We start from the raw sequence: 18,984 nt of genomic DNA, 5'->3' as shown, positions 1-18,984 counted from the left end.
GTACCGGTGCTGGTACCCCCGTCCGTGCCCTCGGTGGTGCCGGGGGACGAGGGCGGGTCGTCGGACGGCGTCGGGGCGTCGGTCTTGGGCGTCGAGGGCGTGTCACGCGACGGCGGACGGTTCCAGTCGCCGTTGCCGCCGCTGGAGTCGTCCGGCTCCTCGCTCTCCTCGGTCCGTTCCTCGGAGGGCGTGGGGCTGGCGGTGTCCGGCGGGGGCGGCGACTGGGTGACCGGCTTGTCCTTGTTGTTCGTGTTGCCGGTGGAGGTGCCCGCCTTGTCCAGCGCGTAGGCGACACCGGCGACGATCGCGACCAGGGCGAGCGCGACGAACAGCCACAGCTTGCCGCGGCCGCCGCTCTTGCCGCCGCGTCCGTTGTCGTAGCCCCCGTACCCGCCGTACGCCCCGTCGTCCGGGTTCATCGGCGGCAGGATGGAGCCCTGCGAGGTGTCGTTGTGCATCGGGTGGCCGAGCGCGGAGGTCGCGGCCATGCCCCCGGCGGGCGTGCGCATGCCGTCGTGCGTGTCGACCGGGCCCGTGTTCCAGGTGCCGGTGTGGCTGCCCTGCTGCTGGAGCATCTGCAGCCCGTACTGGACCAGGCCGCGCATCTCCTCGGCGCTCTGGAACCGGTCGTCCGGGTCCTTCGCGAGCGCACGCATCGCCATGCCGTCGAGCTCCGGCGGGGCGACGTCGGAGACCTCGGACGGCGGGACCGGGATGTCCTGCACGTGCTGGTACACCACGGAGAGCGGCGTCTCACCGGTGAAGGGCGGCCGCAGCGCGAGCAGCTCGTAGAGCAGACAGCCCGTGGCGTACAGGTCCGAGCGGTGGTCGACGGCCTTGCCCAGCGCCTGCTCGGGCGAGAGGTACTGCGGGGTGCCCATGACCATGCCGGTCTGCGTCATCGTCGTCGAGGCGCCGTGCAGGGCGCGGGCGATGCCGAAGTCCATCACCTTCACGGCGCCGCTGTTGGTGATGATGACGTTCGCGGGCTTGATGTCACGGTGCACGATGCCGTGCTGGTGCGAGTACGCCAGGGCTTCGAGCACCCCGGAGACGATGATCAGAGCCTGCTCGGGCGGCGGCGCCTCGGCGCTGATCAGCAGGTCGCGGATGGTGCGACCCTCCACCAGCTCCATGACGATGTAGGGGACGGACTGGCCGTTGACCAGGTCCTCGCCCGAGTCGTAGACCGCCACGATCGCATGGTGGTTCAGGCCGGCGACCGACTGCGCCTCGCGCGTGAAGCGGGCCTTGGAGACGGGGTCCTCGGCGAGGTCGGCACGCAGCAGCTTCACGGCCACCGTGCGGCCCAGCCGTACGTCCTCGGCCGCGAAGACCTCCGCCATGCCGCCACGGCCGAGACGGTGGGTCAGCCGGTAGCGGCCGTCGCCGACCAGGCCGCCGACGCCCCAGTCCGCAGCATCCGACATTCCGCCGCCGCCTGCTTCGGATCCGGATGCCATCAGTCCTCGCCGTCGTTTCTGTGCCGCTTGCTGTGCGCGTGCGGTGTTCCGCCGTGTCTTAAGGGGTACTACGCCACGTCACGCTACAGCCTCCGCGTGCCGGACCGGTCCGAGATGGACCGGCCATCAAACCCGTTCCACATACACCTGTGCAAATTCCATGCTGCTCCGGTAACGCTTCCGAGACGCTTCTTGTGCGTACGGTCACGGAACGGGCACCCGGCTTGACGTGTCGGTGCCCTCGGGCAGACTTGGCCAGTACATACGGATCACCGCGGCCACCACGCGCGCGTAGGGGGAAGCAACAGAATGAGCCAGGACGGCGCACAGGGCCGCTACGCGGGCGGTTCCGTAGCGGGGGGCCGGTACCAGCTGCGCGATCTGCTCGGCGAAGGCGGCATGGCGTCCGTATATCTGGCGTACGACAGCGCGCTGGACCGTCAGGTCGCGATCAAGACGCTGCACACCGAGCTCGGACGCGAACAGTCCTTCCGCGAACGGTTCCGGCGCGAGGCCCAGGCGGTCGCCAAGCTCCAGCACACCAACATCGTCTCGGTGTTCGACACCGGCGAGGACGACCTGGGCGGCGCCCTCATGCCGTACATCGTCATGGAGTACGTGGAGGGCCAGCCGCTCGGTTCCGTGCTCCAGGCCGATATCCAGGCCTATGGCGCCATGCCGGCCGACAAGGCGCTGAAGGTGACGGCCGATGTGCTGGCCGCCCTGGAGACCAGCCACGAGATGGGCCTGGTCCACCGGGACATCAAGCCGGGCAACGTCATGATGACCAAGCGCGGCATCGTCAAGGTCATGGACTTCGGCATCGCCCGCGCCATGCAGTCGGGCGTCACGTCCATGACGCAGACCGGCATGGTCGTCGGCACCCCGCAGTACCTCTCCCCCGAGCAGGCGCTGGGGCGCGGCGTGGACGCGCGTTCCGACCTCTACTCGGTCGGCATCATGCTGTTCCAGCTGCTGACCGGCCGCATCCCCTTCGACGCGGACTCCCCGCTGGCCATCGCGTACGCGCATGTGCAGGAGGAGCCGGTCGCCCCGTCCGCCATCAACCGGTCGGTCACCCCCGCGATGGACGCGCTGGTGGCCCGCGCGCTGAAGAAGAACCCCAACGAGCGGTTCCCCAGCGCCGCCGCCATGCGTGACGAGTGCCTGCGGCTGCTGTCGGCCGGACAGACCGGCGCTCCGGTGATCGTGCAGGGCGCGCCCCACTCCAACAGCGGTGCGGGTGTGGGCTCGGCGGTCTTCCCGCCGGTCGACCACACCACTCCGGCGCCGGGCCCGCACAGCGTGCAGACGCCCTACCAGCCGACGCCGGCACCGGGCCCGTACGCCGTACCGGCCCCCAACCCGACGCCGTCGTACGGGTATCCGCAGCACCCGACCCCGGCGCCGGCCCCGGCGTACCAGACCCCGGCGCCGTACACGATGGCCCCGCCGCAGGGCGCCGGCGGCCCGGGACCGGGCGGCGGCAGGCGGAACATGCCGGTCGTCGTCGGGGCGATCGTGGTCGCGCTGCTGGCGGTCGGCGGTGTGATCACGGCCGTCGCGCTGGACAAGAAGGACGACCCGGGCACCACCGAGACCACGGGCGACGGTACGGGCGAGTCGGCGCAGGCCGGTCACAAGCCGCCGGAGCGCAACCGGACGATCGACGCCGAGAAGTGCTCGGAGGCGAGCGAGGACAGCGACGACCCGAAGAAGGTCCAGGCGCCCAGCTTCGTCTACAAGGACCTCATCTCCGTCAAGAGCTGCCTCCAGGCCGCGGGCTGGCAGTACACGGTGAAGGAAGTGGACGACCCGCAGTTCGCCGAGGACCAGGTGATCCGGCAGTTCCCGACGGAGGGCACCGCCGTGGTGCCGGAGAACCAGACCTTCGAGCTGACGGTCGCGACGGGTGACCCGGGGCAGTAGCCGCGCACCCCGACCGGGGCGGTACCCGGGGAGACGGGTGACCCGGGGGCGGCGCGTTTCGCGCGGGCGGCTTCCGCCAGCCCCCTCCGGCAACGCCGTGGACTCTCTTTAACTCCTGCGGGTGGCCCTCACGCCGCCCGGGATGCCGGTGATCCATCCCCGTGTGACGCTGAGTCCGTTGTTCCGCATTTCTCGGTCTCGGCTGGTCGGTACGGGAGGGGGTCACCCGGTGACTCCAGGACTCGGCTCGCGGTGGGCGCTCGCGCTCGCGTCACTCCTGCTGGCCGCACCCGAGGCGAGAGCGGCGCCGGTGGTGGTCACGGCCTCCGTTCCGTACGCGGAGGAGAGCCGGACGCCCCGGCCGGGCACCGGACACGACACCGGTCACGGAACCGGTCACGGAACCGGAGACAGCGCCGGACACGGCACCCGTCACAGCGCCGGTCACAGCCAGGGCCCCGCGGGTCCGCCGACGCCCGCTTCCGCTGCGACGTCCGGTCCGGGCACCCCGCACGACCCCCTCCGCATGCGGGACGCCCTCGAAGCCCCCGCCGTCCTCGACTCCGCCGGGGCGCCGCGCGAACCCGTGACGCCGTCGCTGGCCGGCCGGCCGGCCGGGGCGGGGCGCGAGCGGCCCGGGCGGCCGAGTTCACCGCCGCCCACGACCGACCCGGCCTCGGCCGGACCGTCCGCATCGGCCACGCCGAGTCCCTCACGTACCAAAACGGCAACAGCGGATCCGGAACGCCTGGAGGCGGAGAGGGACCCCCGAGCGGTACCGGAGGAGGACTCCTCCGCCGACGTCGGCGCGCCCCCCACGGGGCCCGCCGCCGCGTACGAGCCCGCCGCGCAGGGCGACGAGACCCCCGCTGACCGGCAGGTTCCGGTGCTGACCCTGGGGTTCGGCCTCGCCCTCATGGGCCTGGGAGTCGGGTTCCTCGGCCTGCGGATGCGCCGCCGCTGACCGGCCGCCGCCCTCCCGTGTCCTCCTGGAGACGGACCGAGCAGGTCCCTCTCAGGTCGCTTGTACCGCCCGGCATACTCGGTATACATACTGAGTATGTCGATCCGTCACGGGCTTCTCGCCCTCCTCGAACGCGGCCCGCGTTACGGCTCTCAGCTCCGCTCGGAGTTCGAGTCCCGTACCGGCTCCACCTGGCCGCTCAACGTCGGGCAGGTCTATACGACCCTGAACCGGCTGGAGCGCGACGGCATGGTCGCGCAGAGCGGTGAGGACGAGGCGGGCCACGCGCTCTACGCGATCACCGACGCCGGGCAGGAAGAGCTCAGGAAGTGGTTCGAGAAGCCCGTCGACCGCACCAGTCCGGCACGCGACGAGCTGGCCATCAAGCTCGCGATGGCGGTCGGTGCCTCCGGGGTCGACATCCGGGCCGTCATCCAGTCCCAGCGTCACCACACCGTCAAGGCGATGCAGGACTACACCCGCCTCAAGGCCCAGGCGATCACCGCCCTGGAGGGCGGGGCCTCGCAGGAACGCGACGACGTCGCCTGGCTGCTCGTGCTGGAACAGCTGATCTTCCAGACCGAGGCCGAGGCACGCTGGCTCGACCACTGCGAGGCCCGGCTCATCCGGCTCTCCATCGCCTCCCGGCAGGCCCCGCCCCCCACCGTGCCGTCCCCCGCCGAGGACACGACCGGCCTCGGCCGGACGACACGGCGCTGACCCGCCGCACGACCCCGCGGACGCCGCACGGCACCCGTCGACGCCGCACGGCACCTGCGGACGCCGCACGACCCGGCAGCACCGCACAGACCAGCAGGACCGCACCGCCCGCAGTCGCACAGCCCGCGGTACCGGAGAACCCGCGGTACCACGGAACCCCGTATCGCGGAGCCGTCCGCGCCGTCCGTCCCGACAGGCCGTTCGTACGGGACCGGCCACCGCGCTCATCGGTTCGTCACGCTCTCCGATCCCCGAGCCCACCGGTTCTCCGGGGCCCCGGGCTTCCAGGGCTCACCCGCTCGGCTCGTCCACTCGACGCTCCACCGCCTCACTCCAGTCCGTCACTCCACTCAGACATTCCACTCAGACACTCCGCTCAGTGATTCCGCTCCGTACGTCGTCACGTACGCGTATGCCCAAGGGGGGACCCCTCTCCATGTCTTCATCGGCTTCATCGGCTTCATCGGCTTCATCGGCTTCATCGGCTGCCCACCAGCCGCAGCAGGCTTCCCGGACGCAGCGGCCCGTGCTGCAACTCCAGCAGCTCACCAGGGTGCACGGCACCGGAGCCACCGAGGTCCACGCCCTGCGCGGCATCAACCTCGACGTCTTCCCCGGTGAACTCGTCGCGGTCATGGGCCCCTCGGGATCCGGCAAGTCCACCCTCCTCACCATCGCGGGCGGGCTCGACACCCCCACCTCCGGCCGTGTGATCGTCGAGGACACCGACATCACCTCGGGCGACCGCAAGACGCTCGCCGCGCTGCGCCGCCGGAGCATCGGATACGTCTTCCAGGACTACAACCTCATCCCCGCCCTCACCGCCGCCGAGAACGTCGCCCTGCCCCGCGAACTCGACGGCATGTCGGCCCGCAAGGCACGCGGCGAAGCCCTGCGCGCGCTGGAGGAGATGGAGCTCGGTCACCTCGCCGACCGCTTCCCCGACGAGATGTCCGGCGGCCAGCAGCAGCGCGTGGCGATAGCCCGCGCGCTGGTCGGCGACCGCCGGCTGGTCCTCGCCGACGAACCGACCGGCGCACTGGACTCCGAGACCGGCGAGTCCGTGCTCGCGCTGCTGCGTTCCCGCTGCGACGCCGGAGCGGCCGGCGTGCTCGTGACCCACGAACCGCGTTTCGCGGCCTGGGCGGACCGGGTGGTCTTCCTCCGGGACGGCGCTGTCGTCGACCAGACCATCCGCAGCCAGGCGGACTCCCTGCTCTCGGGCCAGGCGGCCGAGCGGTGAACAACTGGTTCCACTCCTGGCGCGCCGCGGTGCGTATCGCCCGCCGCGACGCCTGGCGCTTCAAGGGACGCAGCTTCCTCGTCCTCGCGATGATCGCCCTGCCCATCCTCGGCGTCAGCGCCGCCGACCTCACCGTGCGCAGCGCGGAGCTGTCGACGGAGGAGCAGCTGAGCCGTTCGCTCGGTACGGCCGACGCGCGGATCACGGACCCCGAGACCGGCGGCGTGCCGATCCACCAGCTCCCCGACGGCTTCACGTCCGCGCCGGTGGGCGACTACGACGGCAAGCCGTACCCCGATGGCAAGACGGACGTGACCAAGGCGTTCCCGCCGAACGCCACCGTGCTGGCCGACTCGACCGGCTCCGCGAAGCTGCGCAGCGCCTACGGGCTCATCCACACCGATATCCGTGAGTTCAAGGCGTCCGACCCGATGGCCAGGGGCATCATGACCCTGCTGGACGGCCGCTTTCCCGAGAAGGCCGACGAGGCGGTCGCGACCTCGCAGTTCCTGGAGGACAGTGGGCTGAAGGTCGGCTCCGCCGTGGCCGCGCGCGGCCTCGACCGCGAGTACCGGATCGTCGGCTCCTACGAGCTTCCCGACGACCTGAAGGCCATTCAGATCAACACTCTGCCCGGGGCTCTCCTGGACCCGCTCGACAAGGCCCTGAAGGCGGCCGATCTGCCCGGCGCGGAGAAGAGCACCACCTACCTTCTGACCCTGCCCAGGACGGCAACGGCCGGTTTCACGTGGAACATGGTCAAGGAGGCCAACGCCAAGGGCGTGATGGTGACTTCGCGTGCGGTCGCGCTCGACCCGCCCGCCCGGTCCGAGGTCCCGATGTACGAGATGGAGGGCTGGGGCGGGTACGGCGAGAGCGCCGGCGCCGAGGTCGCCGCCCTCGCGGCCGTCGGCACGGTCGTCGGTCTCGCCATGCTGGAGATCTGTCTGCTGGCCGGACCCGCGTTCGCCGTGGGAGCCCGTCGCTCGCGGCGCCAGCTCGGACTGGTCGGTGCCAACGGCGGCGACCGCAGCCACATCCGGGCGATCGTCCTGGCCGGCGGCCTGGTCATCGGCGTGGCCGCGGCCGTGGTCGGCACGGTCCTCGGCCTCATCCTCACCTTCGCCCTGCAGCCGCTGCTGGAGACCTCCATCGGCCAGCGTTTCGGCGCCTTCGACGTCCGGCCGCTGGAGCTGCTGGGGATCGGGTTGCTGGCCGTGCTGACCGGTCTGCTGGCTGCGGTCGTGCCGGCCGTCACGGCGTCCCGCCAGACGGTGCTCGCCTCGCTCACCGGTCGCCGCGGTGTGCGCCGCAGCAGCCGGGTGCTGCCCGTCGTCGGGCTGGTCGGGGTGCTGCTGGGCGCGGCGATCGCGCTGTACGGGTCGATGTTCACCGAGCAGTTCGCCATCGTGGCGGGCGGAAGCGCCATCGCGGAGCTCGGCGTGGTCGCCATGACCCCGGCGCTGGTCGGCCTGTTCGGACGTGTCGGCCGCTGGCTGCCGCTGTCGCCTCGGCTCGCTCTGCGGGACGCGGTACGCAACCGGGGTCGTACGGCTCCGGCGGTCGCGGCGGTGCTGGCCGCGGTCGCGGGCACGGTCGCCGTCGCCACGTACGCGGCGAGCCAGGACGCCCAGCAGAAGGCGTCGTACGAGGCGCTGCTGCCGCACGGCGCGGTCTCGGTGATCCTCACCGAGGGCGGGGGCCGGGACGTACCGACCGTGCGTGACGCGGTGCAGAAGAACCTGCCCGTCGACACGCGGGCCGATGTGGACCGGATCGTCGTCGGCAAGACCAGTTGCTCGATGTACACGGAGAGCAAGGACTGCGGCCGCCACGAGGTGATCATCCCGAAGGCCAACGAGTGCCCGCTGTGGGCGCACACCCCCGACGGTTCGGACCCCTCGGAGAAGTTCAGCCCCGAGGAGCGCCGCAAGCTCGGTCGGGACTGGCGCTGCTTGCGGGTCCTGGGCAACTCGAACACCGAGAGCGGACTGGTGATCGGTGACGAGAAGCTGCTGAAGGTGCTCGGCATCGACGACCCGGCAGCGGCGAAGGCGCTCTCCGAGGGCAGGATCGTGTCCTTCTGGAAGCCGCAGATCGACAAGGACGGCAAGGTCGGCATCCGTCTGATCACCGACACGAAGGCGGCCGATGCCGCCTTCGAGAACGGCCAGGAGCCGCCGGGCGTGGTGAAGTCGATCCCCGCGTACCAGGCGCCGGCGGAGACCGCTTCGTACGGCGTCGCGGCCATCATGCCGCCCACGACGGCCAAGGCGATGGGCTTCACCACCGTCCCGCTGGGTGCCTACTTCTCGACGGACACGCTGCCCAGCGCCGAGCAGCGGCAGAAGCTCGACAGCGAGATCGCCAAGACCGGCGGAAGCGTCGACCTCCATGTGGAGGAGGGCTATGTCAGCAGTACCAGCATCGTGCTGCTGGCACTGACCGTGTTCGCGGGCCTGATCACCATCGGCGCGGCCGGCATCGCCACCGGTCTCGCCCAGGCCGACGCGGAGGCCGACCTGAAGACGCTCGCCGCGGTCGGCGCGCCGCCGCGGGTCCGCCGCACGCTCAGCGGTTTCCAGTGCGGGGTGGTCGCCGTGATGGGCGTGGTGCTCGGCTCCGCGGCCGGGGTGCTGCCCGCGATGGGGCTGAGGCTGACCGAGCGGCGCCAGGAGATGAAGTGGTACGAGGAGGCCCTGGACGCGGGCTGGGGCGCGCAGAACCAGGTGCCGCACGTGCCGATCATCGTCCCCTGGGAGACGCTGGCGGCCCTGCTGGTCGCCGTCCCGCTGGGCGCGGCGCTCCTCGCGGCACTTCTCACCCGTTCGCGGGGGGCGATGGCACGGCGCGAGGCGTCGTAGGCGTCGTAGCCCGGAGACCGTGCTGTCGTAAGCCATGGACGCAGGGGTTGTGCCCCCGTACGAGGGTGGATCACCCACGTACGGGGGCACACCGAGTGGTGACGCACCCGTGCGAGAGAATGGCGGCATGGAGATGCCGAGGAATGAACGGTCGCAGGAGAGCCCCCAGGTCCTCGTAGTGGGACAGGACGGTATGGCGCTCGGCGGCAGTCAAGGTGACGACGAGTCGCGCGAGGTCCCGGTGACGGAGATGGTCGAACAGCCTGCGAAGGTCATGCGCATCGGCAGCATGATCAAGCAGCTTCTGGAAGAAGTCCGCGCGGCACCTCTGGACGAGGCAAGCCGAGTACGGCTCAAGGAGATCCACGCCAGCTCGGTGAAGGAGCTGGAGGACGGCCTGGCCCCCGAGCTCGTGGAGGAGCTCGAACGCCTCTCCCTCCCCTTCACGGACGAGGCCATCCCCTCCGAGGCGGAACTGCGCATCGCGCAGGCCCAGTTGGTGGGCTGGCTGGAGGGTCTCTTCCACGGCATCCAGACGGCGCTGTTCGCCCAGCAGATGGCGGCCCGCGCGCAGCTGGAGCAGATGCGACGCGCCCTCCCCCCGGGCGCGTCCCACGAGGACGGCGACGAGCACGCGCACGGCGCCATCCGCTCGGGCCCGTACCTCTAGAGCAGGGCGCCACCCACCCCGCCGGGCGCCGCCGGGGGTACCCGATCGCCGCGAGGGCGCGATGCGACCGCGAGGGCGATCCGGGGCGTGACACAGGGATCGGGCCGGACCCGCGTGCCGAGGCACACGGGTCCGGCCCGGTTCGTCAGGGGGTTCGGGAAGAGGGCTCGGGCAGAGGGGGATGGGAGGTCAGGCCCTGGGGCTGACCAGCAGCACCTTGCCGACGTGGGAGCTGGCCTCCAGCGTCCGGTGCGCCTCTGCCGCCTCCGGCATCAGGAACGTGCGGTCCACGACAGGGCGGACCGTGCCCGAGCCGATCAGCGGCCAGACGTGCTCACGTACCGCCGCGATGATCGCCGCCTTCTCGCTCAGCGGCCGCGCCCGCAGGGACGTCCCCGTCACCGCCGCACGCTTGGCCAGCAGCGTTCCCAGGTTCAGCTCGGCCTTGACACCGCCCTGGAGACCGATCACAGCGAGCCGCCCGTTCACGGCGAGCGCCTTCACGTTCCGGTCCAGGTACTTCGCGCCGACGATGTCGAGGATGACATCCGCGCCCGCCCCGTCCGTCGCCCTGTGCAGCTCCTCCACGAAGTCCTGCTCGCGGTAGTCGATCAGGATGTCCGCGCCCAGTTCGGCACAGCGTGCGAGCTTGTCGGGACCGCCGGCGGTCACCGCGACCCGGGCACCCACCGCCTTGGCGAGTTGGATGGCCATCGTGCCGATGCCGCTCGATCCGCCGTGCACCAGCAGCGTCTCAGCCGGTCGCAGATTCGCGATCATGAACACGTTCGACCACACCGTGGCCGTCACCTCGGGCAGCGCCGCCGCCGTCACGAGGTCGATCCCGGACGGTACCGGCATGAGCTGTCCGGCGGGTACGACGACCTTCTCCGCGTATCCGCCGCCCCCGAGCAGCGCACACACCTCGTCGCCGATGCTCCAGCCCGAGACGCCGGGCCCGATCTCCGCGATACGGCCCGAGCATTCGAGGCCGGGGTAGGGGGACGCCCCCGGCGGCGGATCGTAGAAGCCCTGCCGTTGCAGCACATCGGCACGGTTGACGGCGCTGGCCACCACCTCGACGAGGACTTCCCCCTCGCCGGGCACGGGATCGGGCACCTCGGTCCAGACGAGCGCGTCGGGACCACCTGGTTCCGGAATCGTGATCGCATGCATGGCCGCGAGGCTACTCCGGCTCCCCGCCCGCTACTCGGGCGGCGTGCTGAGCGGCGGCAGGCTGCTCGCCCGCACGATGGTGATCAGCCGGTCGGTCAGCTGGAGCGGACTGGCCGCCGGATCGTCGTAACCGAGCAGCCGGTGGCCGCGCAGCACACTCACGACGAGGTCGTTCACCTCTCGGACGTTCTTGCCCACCTCGGACTTTATGACCGGCCGTTCGATGAGGTCGAGCCCGCTGCCCTGCTGGATCAGGTCCTCCATCACCGTGCCCGCGCTGGGGCTGAGCACGGAGAGACCGAGCAGCCGGCCGGCCGCGCTCGCGCTCGTGATCACCGCGTCGGCGCCCGACTGCCGGAGCAGCGGAGCGTTCTCCTCCTCCCGGACGGCGGCGACGATCTTGGCGCCTCGGTTGAGCTGGCGTGCGGTCAGGGTGACCAGTACCGCCGTGTCGTCGCGCTGTGTCGCGATGACGATCTGGCGGGCCCGCTGCAACTCGGCGCGCAACAGGACATCGCTGCGCGTCGCGTCGCCGACCACACCGGTGAACCCGTCGGCGTTCGCCGCCTCGATCACCTTGGTGCTCGGGTCGACGATGACGATCTGTTCCTTCTTCAGCCCGGTGGCGCACAGTGTCTGCATCGCCGACCGGCCCTTCGTACCGAAACCGATGACGACGGTGTGGTCACGCAAGGTGGACCTCCAGCGGTTCAGCCGCCACTCCTCCCGGGTCCGCTCCGTGAGGACCTCAAGAGTGGTGCCGACCAGGATGATCAGGAAGAGCACGCGCAGCGGTGTCACCAGCAGCACGTTCGTGAGCCGCGCGCTGTCGCTGTACGGAACGATGTCGCCGTACCCCGTCGTGGACAGGGTGACGGTGGCGTAATAGACGGCGTCGAGGAAGTCGACGTTCTCATCCGCGTTGTCGTGGTACCCGGCGCGGTCGACCACCACGATGAAGACGGTCAGCGCCAGCACGAACAAGGCCATGAGCAACCGCTTGGCGACCTGGCGCAGGGGCTTCTCGACGATCCGGCGCGGGAGCTTCACCCGGGCGGTGATCAGGTGGTCGTCGGCGCTGCGGGCCATCGCGTCATGGCCGGGAAGTTTCACGTGAAACACCCTTCGGTGCTCGATGACCAAGGCAGATCCAGGATGTCGAGCGGGTCTCCCGGGCGCACGCCTCCAGGGGGGACGACGGCGAGTCCCTCTGCGGCGGCGATGCCGCGCAGCATGGCAGGCCCGTTGTAGTGCAGGGGTACGGCACGCCCCGAGCGGTGGACGACCGGCACGAGACGGGTGTCATGCGGATGCCCGTGGACCTCGTCACGTACTCCTCGCGTGCGGGGAGCGGGGGCCGGCCTGCCCGCGAGCCCGCGCAGCAGGGGCTCCGCCAGCGTGAGAAGCCCGGACACGGCCGCCAGGGGATTGCCCGGCAGCCCCACCAGGTACTTGTCCGGGGAGAGGCGGGCCAGCAGCATCGGATGGCCCGGCCGCACCTTCACTCCGTCGACGAGCAGCTCCGCGCCGGCCTTGTGCAGGACGGGATGCACATGGTCGACGGGGCCCGCTGCCGTGCCGCCGGTGGTGATCACGACATCGGCGTCGGAGCGGCTGACCGCCGTGAAGAGCGCCTCCGCGTCGTCGCCGATACGGCGGGTCGCCACGACATCGCCCCCGAGAGCGGTGAGCCATGGCCCGAGCATGGGCCCGAGGGCGTCCCTGATGAGACCGTCGTGCGGCAGCCCGGACGTGAGGAGTTCGTCGCCGAGCACCAGGATGTCCACCCGAGGCCGGACCACGACCGGCAGCTCGTCATATCCGGCGGCCGCGGCCAGCCCCAGGACGGCGGGCGACACGACCGACCCCGCGGGCAGCAGCTGATCGCCCGATCGGCACTCCTGCCCCCTCGGCCGGATGTCCTGCCCGTGGCCCACCGCGTGCCGGGCGTGCAGATGGCCGGTGGGGTCGGTACGGGAGTGCTCGCTGCGGATCACCGCGGTGGCGCCGCGCGGGACGCGGGCTCCGGTGGCGATCCGTACCGCCACACCGTCGGGCAGGATGTCCGGCTCCCCGTGACCGGCGAGGATGGAGTCGTGCCCGAGGATCTCCCAGGGCCCGGGGCCGGCCACCGCCCAGCCGTCCATGGCGGAAGTGTCGAACGAGGGCAGATCGGTGAGCGCGGCGAGCGGCTCGGCAAGCACCTGGCCCAGCGCCTGGTCAAGGGCTGCCCGCCGGATGCGAGCGCGTCCCGAACGCCCCGCACGTGCCGCGACGGCGCGTGCGTCCTCCCAGGCCGTGGCCCGGTGCCGCTCGCGTTTCGGGGGCTGCCGCCCGAACAGAGCGAGGGCTTCGTCGACGCCGTCGGCCTCCCTGTCCGTCATTCCGCGTCGGCCTCGTTCGCCCAGCGGTCGGCGAGTGCGGCGGCCTTGCGGGCTGCCTCGGCCACGGCTTCGGCGCCGTCTCCGGACGCCTTGGCGGCCGCGTAGCCGACCAGGAAGGTGGTGAGGGGCGCGGCGGGCCGCGCGACGCCGTGCGCGGCGTCGCGGGCGAGGTCGAGCAGGAGGTCGGTGTCGACGTCGAGTTCGATGCCGAGTTCGGCCTTGACCGCGGTGATCCATTCGTCCAGCACGTTCCCATGCTCCCTGATTCGGGCCCGGGCCATGGCGATGTCTTCCCAGGTGTCGCAGTCGAAGGAGGCGAGGGGTGGGGCGGCGACCCGGGCAAGGTCGAGTTCCTGAGTGAGCAGACGCAGCGGCAGCCCGGAGAGGCTGCCGTACTCCGCTGCCAGTAGGGCGAGTTCGCGCCGCAGGGGCTCGGTGCGGTATGCGGCGACGAGGGGCTGGTCACGCCCGTCGGGGTCCACGGACAGGACGCCCTCGGCACTCCGGCCGGCCAGTTCGTCGGCCAACTGTCCTACGGTGCCCTCTTCGAGGAACGGCAGATCTCCGCCCAGCACCAGAACGGTGTCGGCCTCCACGTGCCGTACCCCGGCCGCGAGCGCCGCGAGCGGTCCGCCTCCGGGCGGTTCCTCCCGCACCCATGTCACAGGGCGTACGGTGGCCCGCCGTCCTCCGACGACGACCGTGCGTCCGGCTGCCCGGGAGGCGGCCAACACCCGGTCGAGCAGGGGCCGCCCGCCTACGCTCACCCCTGGCTTGTCCACTCCGCCGAGCCGCTTGGCGGCACCCCCGGCGAGTACGACGACGTCGAATCGGGTCACGCACCCAGTATGAGCCGCGCGCCTCGGCGCTCCTCACCCCGGCCCCCACCGCACCTGCGCCCGCGGCATCCGGCCGCGTCGTGGGGGCGGCCCATGGCCGGAAGGCGGGCCGCCGGACCTGCCGCCCGGAGGGGTCGACCGGGACTTCCGCCCGCGCGTGGCGTCGGGCCACCCGCCGAAGCGTGTCGGCCGGTCCGCCCGCCCGAGGCGGCCCGCTCCCTCGGCCCGGTACCAGGGGGGATCCGGTCCCCGCAGGGCGACGCCGCCGCGGCGGGGCGACCCGGCCGGAGCCCCCGACTCCCCTCACCACACGGCCGCCCGTCCGGGACGTGTCCCGGCCGGCCCCTTACAGCGGGCCGGCTTCGGCGCCCGCCCCCCCTTCGTCACGGCGGGCCGGCTTCGGCGCCCGCCCCCCCTTCGTCACGGCGGGACGGCTTCGGCGCCCGCCCTCTTCGTCACAGGGTGCGCAGCAGCACCGCCGGCTGTTCCACGCAGTCCGCCACGTACCGGAGGAAGCCGCCCGCGGTGCCCCCGTCGCAGACCCGGTGGTCGAACGTCAGGGACAGCTGGACCACCTGCCGGACGGCCAGCTCACCCCCGTGCACCCACGGCTTGGGAATGATCCGTCCGACGCCGAGCATCGCCGCCTCCGGGTGATTGATGATCGGCGTCGAACCGTCGACACCGAACACCCCGTAGTTGTTGAGCGTGAACGTCCCGCCCGTCAGGTCCGCCGGAGTCAGCGAACCGGTCCTCGCCACCTCCGTCAGCCGGGCGAACTCCGCCGACAGCGACTCGGCCGTGCGGTCGTGTGCGTCGCGGACGACCGGGACCACCAGGCCCCGCTCCGTCTGGGCGGCGAAGCCGAGGTGCACCTGGGGAAGCCGCACGATCTCCCGGGCCGCCGTGTCCACCGTGGAGTTCAGCTCCGGGTAGCGGGCGAGGGCGGCCGTGCAGATCCTGGCGAGCAGCGCCAGCAGGGAGATCTTCGGACCGCCGGCCGCGTTCATCGCCGTACGGGCGGCCATCAGTTCCGTGGCGTCCGCATCGACCCAGCATGTCGCGTCCGGGATCTCCCGCCGGCTGCGGGACAGCTTGTCCGCGACCGCGCCGCGCACGCCGCGCAGAGGAACCCGCTCGGCGGCGACGGGCGTCGCGACAGGGGCGGGGACCACCGCCGCGGGAGCGGGCACGGCGGCCATGGCCTGCTCGACGTCCGCGCGGAGGATCAGACCGTCGGGGCCGGACCCCCGCAGCGTCCGCAGGTCGAGGCCCTTCTCCCGGGCCAGCTTGCGCACCAGCGGCGAGATGACGGGCACGGGCCCGTCCGGCGCGGTCACGGCCCCCGACGCCGCGCCGGGAGACGTCGCGGGCCCTGAGGCCTTACCCGCGGCCGACGGGCCGGCGGATGCGGACGTACGGGCGGCGCGGTCCGGGCCGCCGACGGCAGGGGCCGGATCCGGGGCGGGGCCCGGGCCTGCGGCCGGTGTCCCCGCCCGGACGCGTTTGCGCCGGGCCGCCGGGGCACCGGTTCCGTACCCGACCAGCACATTGCCGGAGCCCTCGTCCGCCGGGGCGGTGTCGGACGCCGTGGGCGTGGGGTGCGGCTCGCCGTCGACGGGGCCGACGGCGCCCACGGCCACCGTGATCAGTGGGGCGCCGACCGGCAGCTCCGTGCCCTCCTCCCCGAAGCGGGCGGTCACCACGCCGCCGTACGGGCAGGGCACCTCCACCATCGCCTTGGCCGTCTCGACCTCGACGACCGGCTGGTCGATGGCGACGACGTCCCCGACGTCGACCAGCCAGCGCACGATCTCCGCCTCGGTGAGGCCCTCGCCGAGGTCCGGCAGCTTGAATTCCAGCACCTGGGCCATCAGCTCTCCGCCTCCCATTGCAGTCGCGCCACCGCGTCCAGCACACGGTCCACACCCGGAAGGTGGTGCCGCTCCAGCATCGGCGGCGGGTAGGGGATGTCGAATCCGGCCACCCGCAGAACCGGCGCCTCCAGGTGGTGGAAGCACCGCTCGGTGATGCGTGCCGCTATCTCGCCGCCGGGGCCGCCGAACCCCGTCGACTCGTGGACGACGACGGCCCGTCCGGTGCGCCGCACGGACGCGCAGACCGTCTCGTCGTCGAAGGGCACCAGCGACCGCAGGTCGACGACTTCGAGGTCCCAGCCCTCCGCCCGCGCCGCTTCGGCGGCCTCCAGGCAGACGGGCACGGACGGCCCGTACGTGATGAGGGTCGCGCTGCGTCCCGTCCGCCGCACGACCGCGCGCCCGATCGGCTCGACCCGGGCCGGCTCGTCCGGCGACCACTGGGCCTTCGACCAGTACAGCCGCTTCGGCTCCAGGAAGACCACGGGGTCGTCGGAGGCGATGGCGGCCCGCAGCAGACCGTACGCGTCGTCGACCGTCGCGGGCGTGACGACATGGAGCCCCGGAGTCGCCATGTAGTACGCCTCGGACGAGTCGCTGTGGTGCTCGACGCCGCCGATCCCGCCGCCGTACGGCACCCGCACGACCAGGGGGAGCGGCATGGCTCCCCGAGTGCGGTTGCGCATGCGGGAGACGTGGCTGATGAGCTGCTCGAAGGCCGGATAGGCGAACGCGTCGAACTGCATCTCGACGACGGGCCGCAGACCGTACATCGCCATGCCCACGGCCGTCCCGAGGATGCCCGCCTCGGCGAGCGGGGTGTCCGTACACCGGTCCTCGCCGAACTCCTTGGCCAGACCGTCCGTGACCCGGAACACCCCACCGAGCGTGCCGACGTCCTCGCCGAGCACATGGACCGAGGGGTCCTCGGCCATCGCGTCCCGCATCGCGCGCTGGAGCGCCTGCGCCATGGTGGCCGGCTTGACTGCCACGGTGGTCATCGGGCCTCACCTTCCGCTTCCGCCGCCAGCTCGGCGCGCAGCTGCGCCGCCTGCTCCCGCAGTTGGGAGGTCTGCTCGGCGTAGACGTGCGCGAACAGGTCCATCGGGTCGAGCACGGCCTCCGCGTTCATCCGCTCGCGAAGCCGCGCGGCCATCTCCTCGGCGCCCTCGGCCGCCTGCCGGACGGCGTCCTCGTCGAGGATTCCGCGCTCCCTCAACTCCCGCTCCAGCAGCTGGATCGGGTCGTGGTCGCGCCACGCCTCGACCTCGCTCTCCCCGCGGTAGCGGGTCGCGTCGTCGGCGTTCGTGTGGGCGTCGATGCGATAGGTGATGGCTTCCACCAGGGTCGGGCCGCCCCCGCGCCGCGCTCGGGCCACCGCCTCGGACAGCACCTGGTGCACGGCCGCCGCGTCGTTCCCGTCGACGAGCCGGCCCGGCATTCCGTATCCCACGGCCTTGTGGGCCAGTGAGGGCGCCGCGGTCTGCTTGGCCAGCGGGACGGAGATCGCGAAGCCGTTGTTCTGCACGAAGAAGACGACCGGTGCCTGCCAGACCGCCGCGAAGTTCAGCGCCTCGTGGAAGTCGCCCTCACTGGTGCCGCCGTCGCCGACCATGGCGAGCGCCACCACGTCGTCGCCCTTGAGGCGAGCGGCGTGCGCCAGGCCCACCGCGTGCGGCAGCTGGGTCGCGAGCGGCGTGGACAGGGGGGCGATGCGGTGCTCGCGCGGGTCGTAACCGGTGTGCCAGTCGCCGCGCAGCAGGGTCAGTGCCTGGACGGGGTCGAGGCCGCGCGCCACGGCGGCGAGGGTGTCGCGGTACGACGGGAAGAGCCAGTCCTGCTCCTCGAGCACCAGCGCGGCGGCGACCTCGCACGCCTCCTGACCGGTGGTGGAGGGGTAGACGGCGAGCCTGCCCTGCTTGGTGAGCGCGGTCGCCTGGGCGTTGTACCGGCGGCCGCGCACCAGCTCGGTGTAGAGCCGGCGGAGCAGCGCGGGTGCGAAACCGGCCGCCGCGTCCGTGCCGAGCACCCGGTAGGGCTCGGAGTCCGGCAGCAGCGGTGCGGGATCGGTTCGCGGCTTCCACGCCGGGGGTGGGGTGGGCCGGTAAGGAGCGGCACCGGGCAGCTCTTGGACCGTCATGACAGCACCTCCTCGTGGGAGCGGGCACAGGACCCTGGGGGAGCGCGAGTGTGGCGCGCCTCACCTACCGATTGTTCGGTCGTGGACGCATTTTGGCTACAGGCACCTCCGGGCTGTGGACAAACGGTTCTCCACAGCCTGGGATAGAGGCAGGTCGTCCATAGGAGAGAGGCGGGGGGACATGACAGCTGAACAAATGGCCGACGACTGGGAGCACGCGCCGCCAGGCGGGTCCGACCAGCCACCGCGCCCGCTCGACGCGATCGACCGCGACATCCTCCGCATCCTCCAGTCGGACGGCCGCGCGTCGATCCGTTCGGTCGCCGAACGGGTCCATGTGTCGCGCGCCAACGCGTACGCACGGATCAACCGGCTCATCGAGGACGGGGTGATCCGGGGTTTCGGCGCGCGCGTCAACCATGAGCGGGCGGGGCACGGGGCCTCGGCGTACATCACACTCAAGATCGTGCAGAACTCGTGGCGCACGGTGCGCGAGCAGCTGCAAGCGCTGCCGGGGGCGGCGCACATCGCGCTGGTCAGCGGCGACTTCGACGTCCTGCTGCTGGTGCACACCCCGGACAACCGCACCCTGCGCGAGCTGGTGCTGACCAAGCTCCAGTCGATCCCGGAGGTGCTCTCCACGCGGACGCTGCTGGTCTTCGAGGAGACGGATCTGAACCGGCGGATCCTCCCCGACGAACCCTGACCGCGACGC

At 72.0% G+C, this 18,984-nt stretch carries 15 protein-coding genes; 7 read left to right on the top strand and 8 right to left on the bottom strand.

The features are described 5' to 3' along the window. The coding region (locus tag PUR26_RS18600; RefSeq protein ID WP_329873509.1) for a protein kinase domain-containing protein at window positions 1-1,463 on the bottom strand (1,463 nt) is incomplete at its 3' end. A gap of 309 nt (window positions 1,464-1,772) precedes the next feature. Between PUR26_RS18600 and PUR26_RS18595 the strand changes: the two genes are divergently transcribed. The 6 genes from PUR26_RS18595 (at window position 1,773) to PUR26_RS18570 (ending at window position 9,853) form a co-directional block, all read left to right on the top strand. Continuing rightward, complete coding sequence (locus tag PUR26_RS18595; protein ID WP_329873508.1) at window positions 1,773-3,392, top strand: protein kinase domain-containing protein; 1,620 nt, start codon at window positions 1,773-1,775, stop codon at window positions 3,390-3,392. A gap of 229 nt (window positions 3,393-3,621) precedes the next feature. Beyond that, window positions 3,622-4,356, top strand: coding sequence for a hypothetical protein (locus PUR26_RS18590; RefSeq protein WP_329873507.1), 735 nt, complete (start codon window positions 3,622-3,624; stop codon window positions 4,354-4,356). Between the two features lie 96 nt (window positions 4,357-4,452). Further along, window positions 4,453-5,076 carry a PadR family transcriptional regulator gene (locus PUR26_RS18585; protein WP_329873506.1) on the top strand — a complete coding sequence of 208 codons (624 nt, stop codon included), beginning with the start codon at window positions 4,453-4,455 and terminating at the stop codon, window positions 5,074-5,076. Window positions 5,077-5,602: 526 nt separating this feature from the next. Further along, window positions 5,603-6,319 carry an ABC transporter ATP-binding protein gene (locus PUR26_RS18580; protein ID WP_329873505.1) on the top strand — a complete coding sequence of 239 codons (717 nt, stop codon included), beginning with the start codon at window positions 5,603-5,605 and terminating at the stop codon, window positions 6,317-6,319. Continuing rightward, a complete protein-coding gene (locus PUR26_RS18575) occupies window positions 6,316-9,183 on the top strand; it encodes an ABC transporter permease (RefSeq protein WP_329873504.1) in 2,868 nt (955 codons plus the stop codon). Before PUR26_RS18580 ends, PUR26_RS18575 begins: the two co-directional genes overlap by 4 nt. A 127-nt stretch (window positions 9,184-9,310) precedes the next feature. Next, window positions 9,311-9,853, top strand: coding sequence for a bacterial proteasome activator family protein (locus tag PUR26_RS18570; protein ID WP_329873503.1), 543 nt, complete (start codon window positions 9,311-9,313; stop codon window positions 9,851-9,853). Window positions 9,854-10,042: 189 nt separating this feature from the next. On the opposite strand, the gene PUR26_RS18565 is transcribed toward PUR26_RS18570, so the two are convergent. The 7 genes from PUR26_RS18565 to pdhA form a co-directional block, all read right to left on the bottom strand. Continuing rightward, complete coding sequence (locus tag PUR26_RS18565) at window positions 10,043-11,029, bottom strand: NAD(P)H-quinone oxidoreductase (RefSeq protein WP_329873502.1); 987 nt, start codon at window positions 11,027-11,029, stop codon at window positions 10,043-10,045. Between the two features lie 30 nt (window positions 11,030-11,059). Then, a complete protein-coding gene (locus tag PUR26_RS18560) occupies window positions 11,060-12,142 on the bottom strand; it encodes a potassium channel family protein (RefSeq protein WP_329873501.1) in 1,083 nt (360 codons plus the stop codon). Beyond that, entirely contained in the window at window positions 12,139-13,413 is a 1,275-nt protein-coding gene (locus tag PUR26_RS18555) for a molybdopterin molybdotransferase MoeA (protein ID WP_329873500.1), read from the bottom strand. Before PUR26_RS18555 ends, PUR26_RS18560 begins: the two co-directional genes overlap by 4 nt. Further along, a complete protein-coding gene (locus tag PUR26_RS18550) occupies window positions 13,410-14,252 on the bottom strand; it encodes an NTP transferase domain-containing protein (protein ID WP_329873499.1) in 843 nt (280 codons plus the stop codon). The genes PUR26_RS18555 and PUR26_RS18550 overlap by 4 nt, the downstream gene beginning before the upstream one ends. Before the next feature lie 455 nt (window positions 14,253-14,707). Beyond that, window positions 14,708-16,126 carry a dihydrolipoamide acetyltransferase family protein gene (locus PUR26_RS18545; protein ID WP_329873498.1) on the bottom strand — a complete coding sequence of 473 codons (1,419 nt, stop codon included), beginning with the start codon at window positions 16,124-16,126 and terminating at the stop codon, window positions 14,708-14,710. Further along, window positions 16,126-17,130 carry an alpha-ketoacid dehydrogenase subunit beta gene (locus PUR26_RS18540; RefSeq protein WP_329873497.1) on the bottom strand — a complete coding sequence of 335 codons (1,005 nt, stop codon included), beginning with the start codon at window positions 17,128-17,130 and terminating at the stop codon, window positions 16,126-16,128. The genes PUR26_RS18545 and PUR26_RS18540 overlap by 1 nt, the downstream gene beginning before the upstream one ends. Beyond that, on the bottom strand, window positions 17,127-18,269 hold the full coding sequence (gene pdhA / locus PUR26_RS18535; protein ID WP_329873496.1) for a pyruvate dehydrogenase (acetyl-transferring) E1 component subunit alpha: 1,143 nt from the start codon (window positions 18,267-18,269) through the stop codon (window positions 17,127-17,129). The genes PUR26_RS18540 and pdhA overlap by 4 nt, the downstream gene beginning before the upstream one ends. Before the next feature lie 181 nt (window positions 18,270-18,450). Between pdhA and PUR26_RS18530 the strand changes: the two genes are divergently transcribed. After that, the gene (locus PUR26_RS18530; protein ID WP_443077102.1) at window positions 18,451-18,975 is read left to right on the top strand and encodes an Lrp/AsnC family transcriptional regulator; all 525 of its coding nucleotides are present in this window, start codon (window positions 18,451-18,453) and stop codon (window positions 18,973-18,975) included. Window positions 18,976-18,984 lie beyond the last annotated feature (9 nt).

The organism is Streptomyces sp. SP18CS02 (assembly GCF_036322365.1).
Classification (GTDB): Bacteria; Actinomycetota; Actinomycetes; order Streptomycetales; family Streptomycetaceae; genus Streptomyces.
This window is presented reverse-complemented; position numbering and strand designations above follow the sequence as displayed.

Bases quoted from the DNA above. Each gene is read 5' to 3' on its own strand.
- PUR26_RS18585 (WP_329873506.1), top strand. From the start codon at position 4,453: ATGTCGATCCGTCACGGGCTTCTCGCCCTCCTCGAACGCGGCCCGCGT.
- PUR26_RS18565 (WP_329873502.1), bottom strand. From the start codon at position 11,029: ATGCATGCGATCACGATTCCGGAACCAGGTGGTCCCGACGCGCTCGTC.
- pdhA (WP_329873496.1), bottom strand. From the start codon at position 18,269: ATGACGGTCCAAGAGCTGCCCGGTGCCGCTCCTTACCGGCCCACCCCA.
- PUR26_RS18555 (WP_329873500.1), bottom strand. From the start codon at position 13,413: ATGACGGACAGGGAGGCCGACGGCGTCGACGAAGCCCTCGCTCTGTTC.
- PUR26_RS18570 (WP_329873503.1), top strand. From the start codon at position 9,311: ATGGAGATGCCGAGGAATGAACGGTCGCAGGAGAGCCCCCAGGTCCTC.
- PUR26_RS18540 (WP_329873497.1), bottom strand. From the start codon at position 17,130: ATGACCACCGTGGCAGTCAAGCCGGCCACCATGGCGCAGGCGCTCCAG.
- PUR26_RS18545 (WP_329873498.1), bottom strand. From the start codon at position 16,126: ATGGCCCAGGTGCTGGAATTCAAGCTGCCGGACCTCGGCGAGGGCCTC.
- PUR26_RS18530 (WP_443077102.1), top strand. From the start codon at position 18,451: ATGACAGCTGAACAAATGGCCGACGACTGGGAGCACGCGCCGCCAGGC.
- PUR26_RS18595 (WP_329873508.1), top strand. From the start codon at position 1,773: ATGAGCCAGGACGGCGCACAGGGCCGCTACGCGGGCGGTTCCGTAGCG.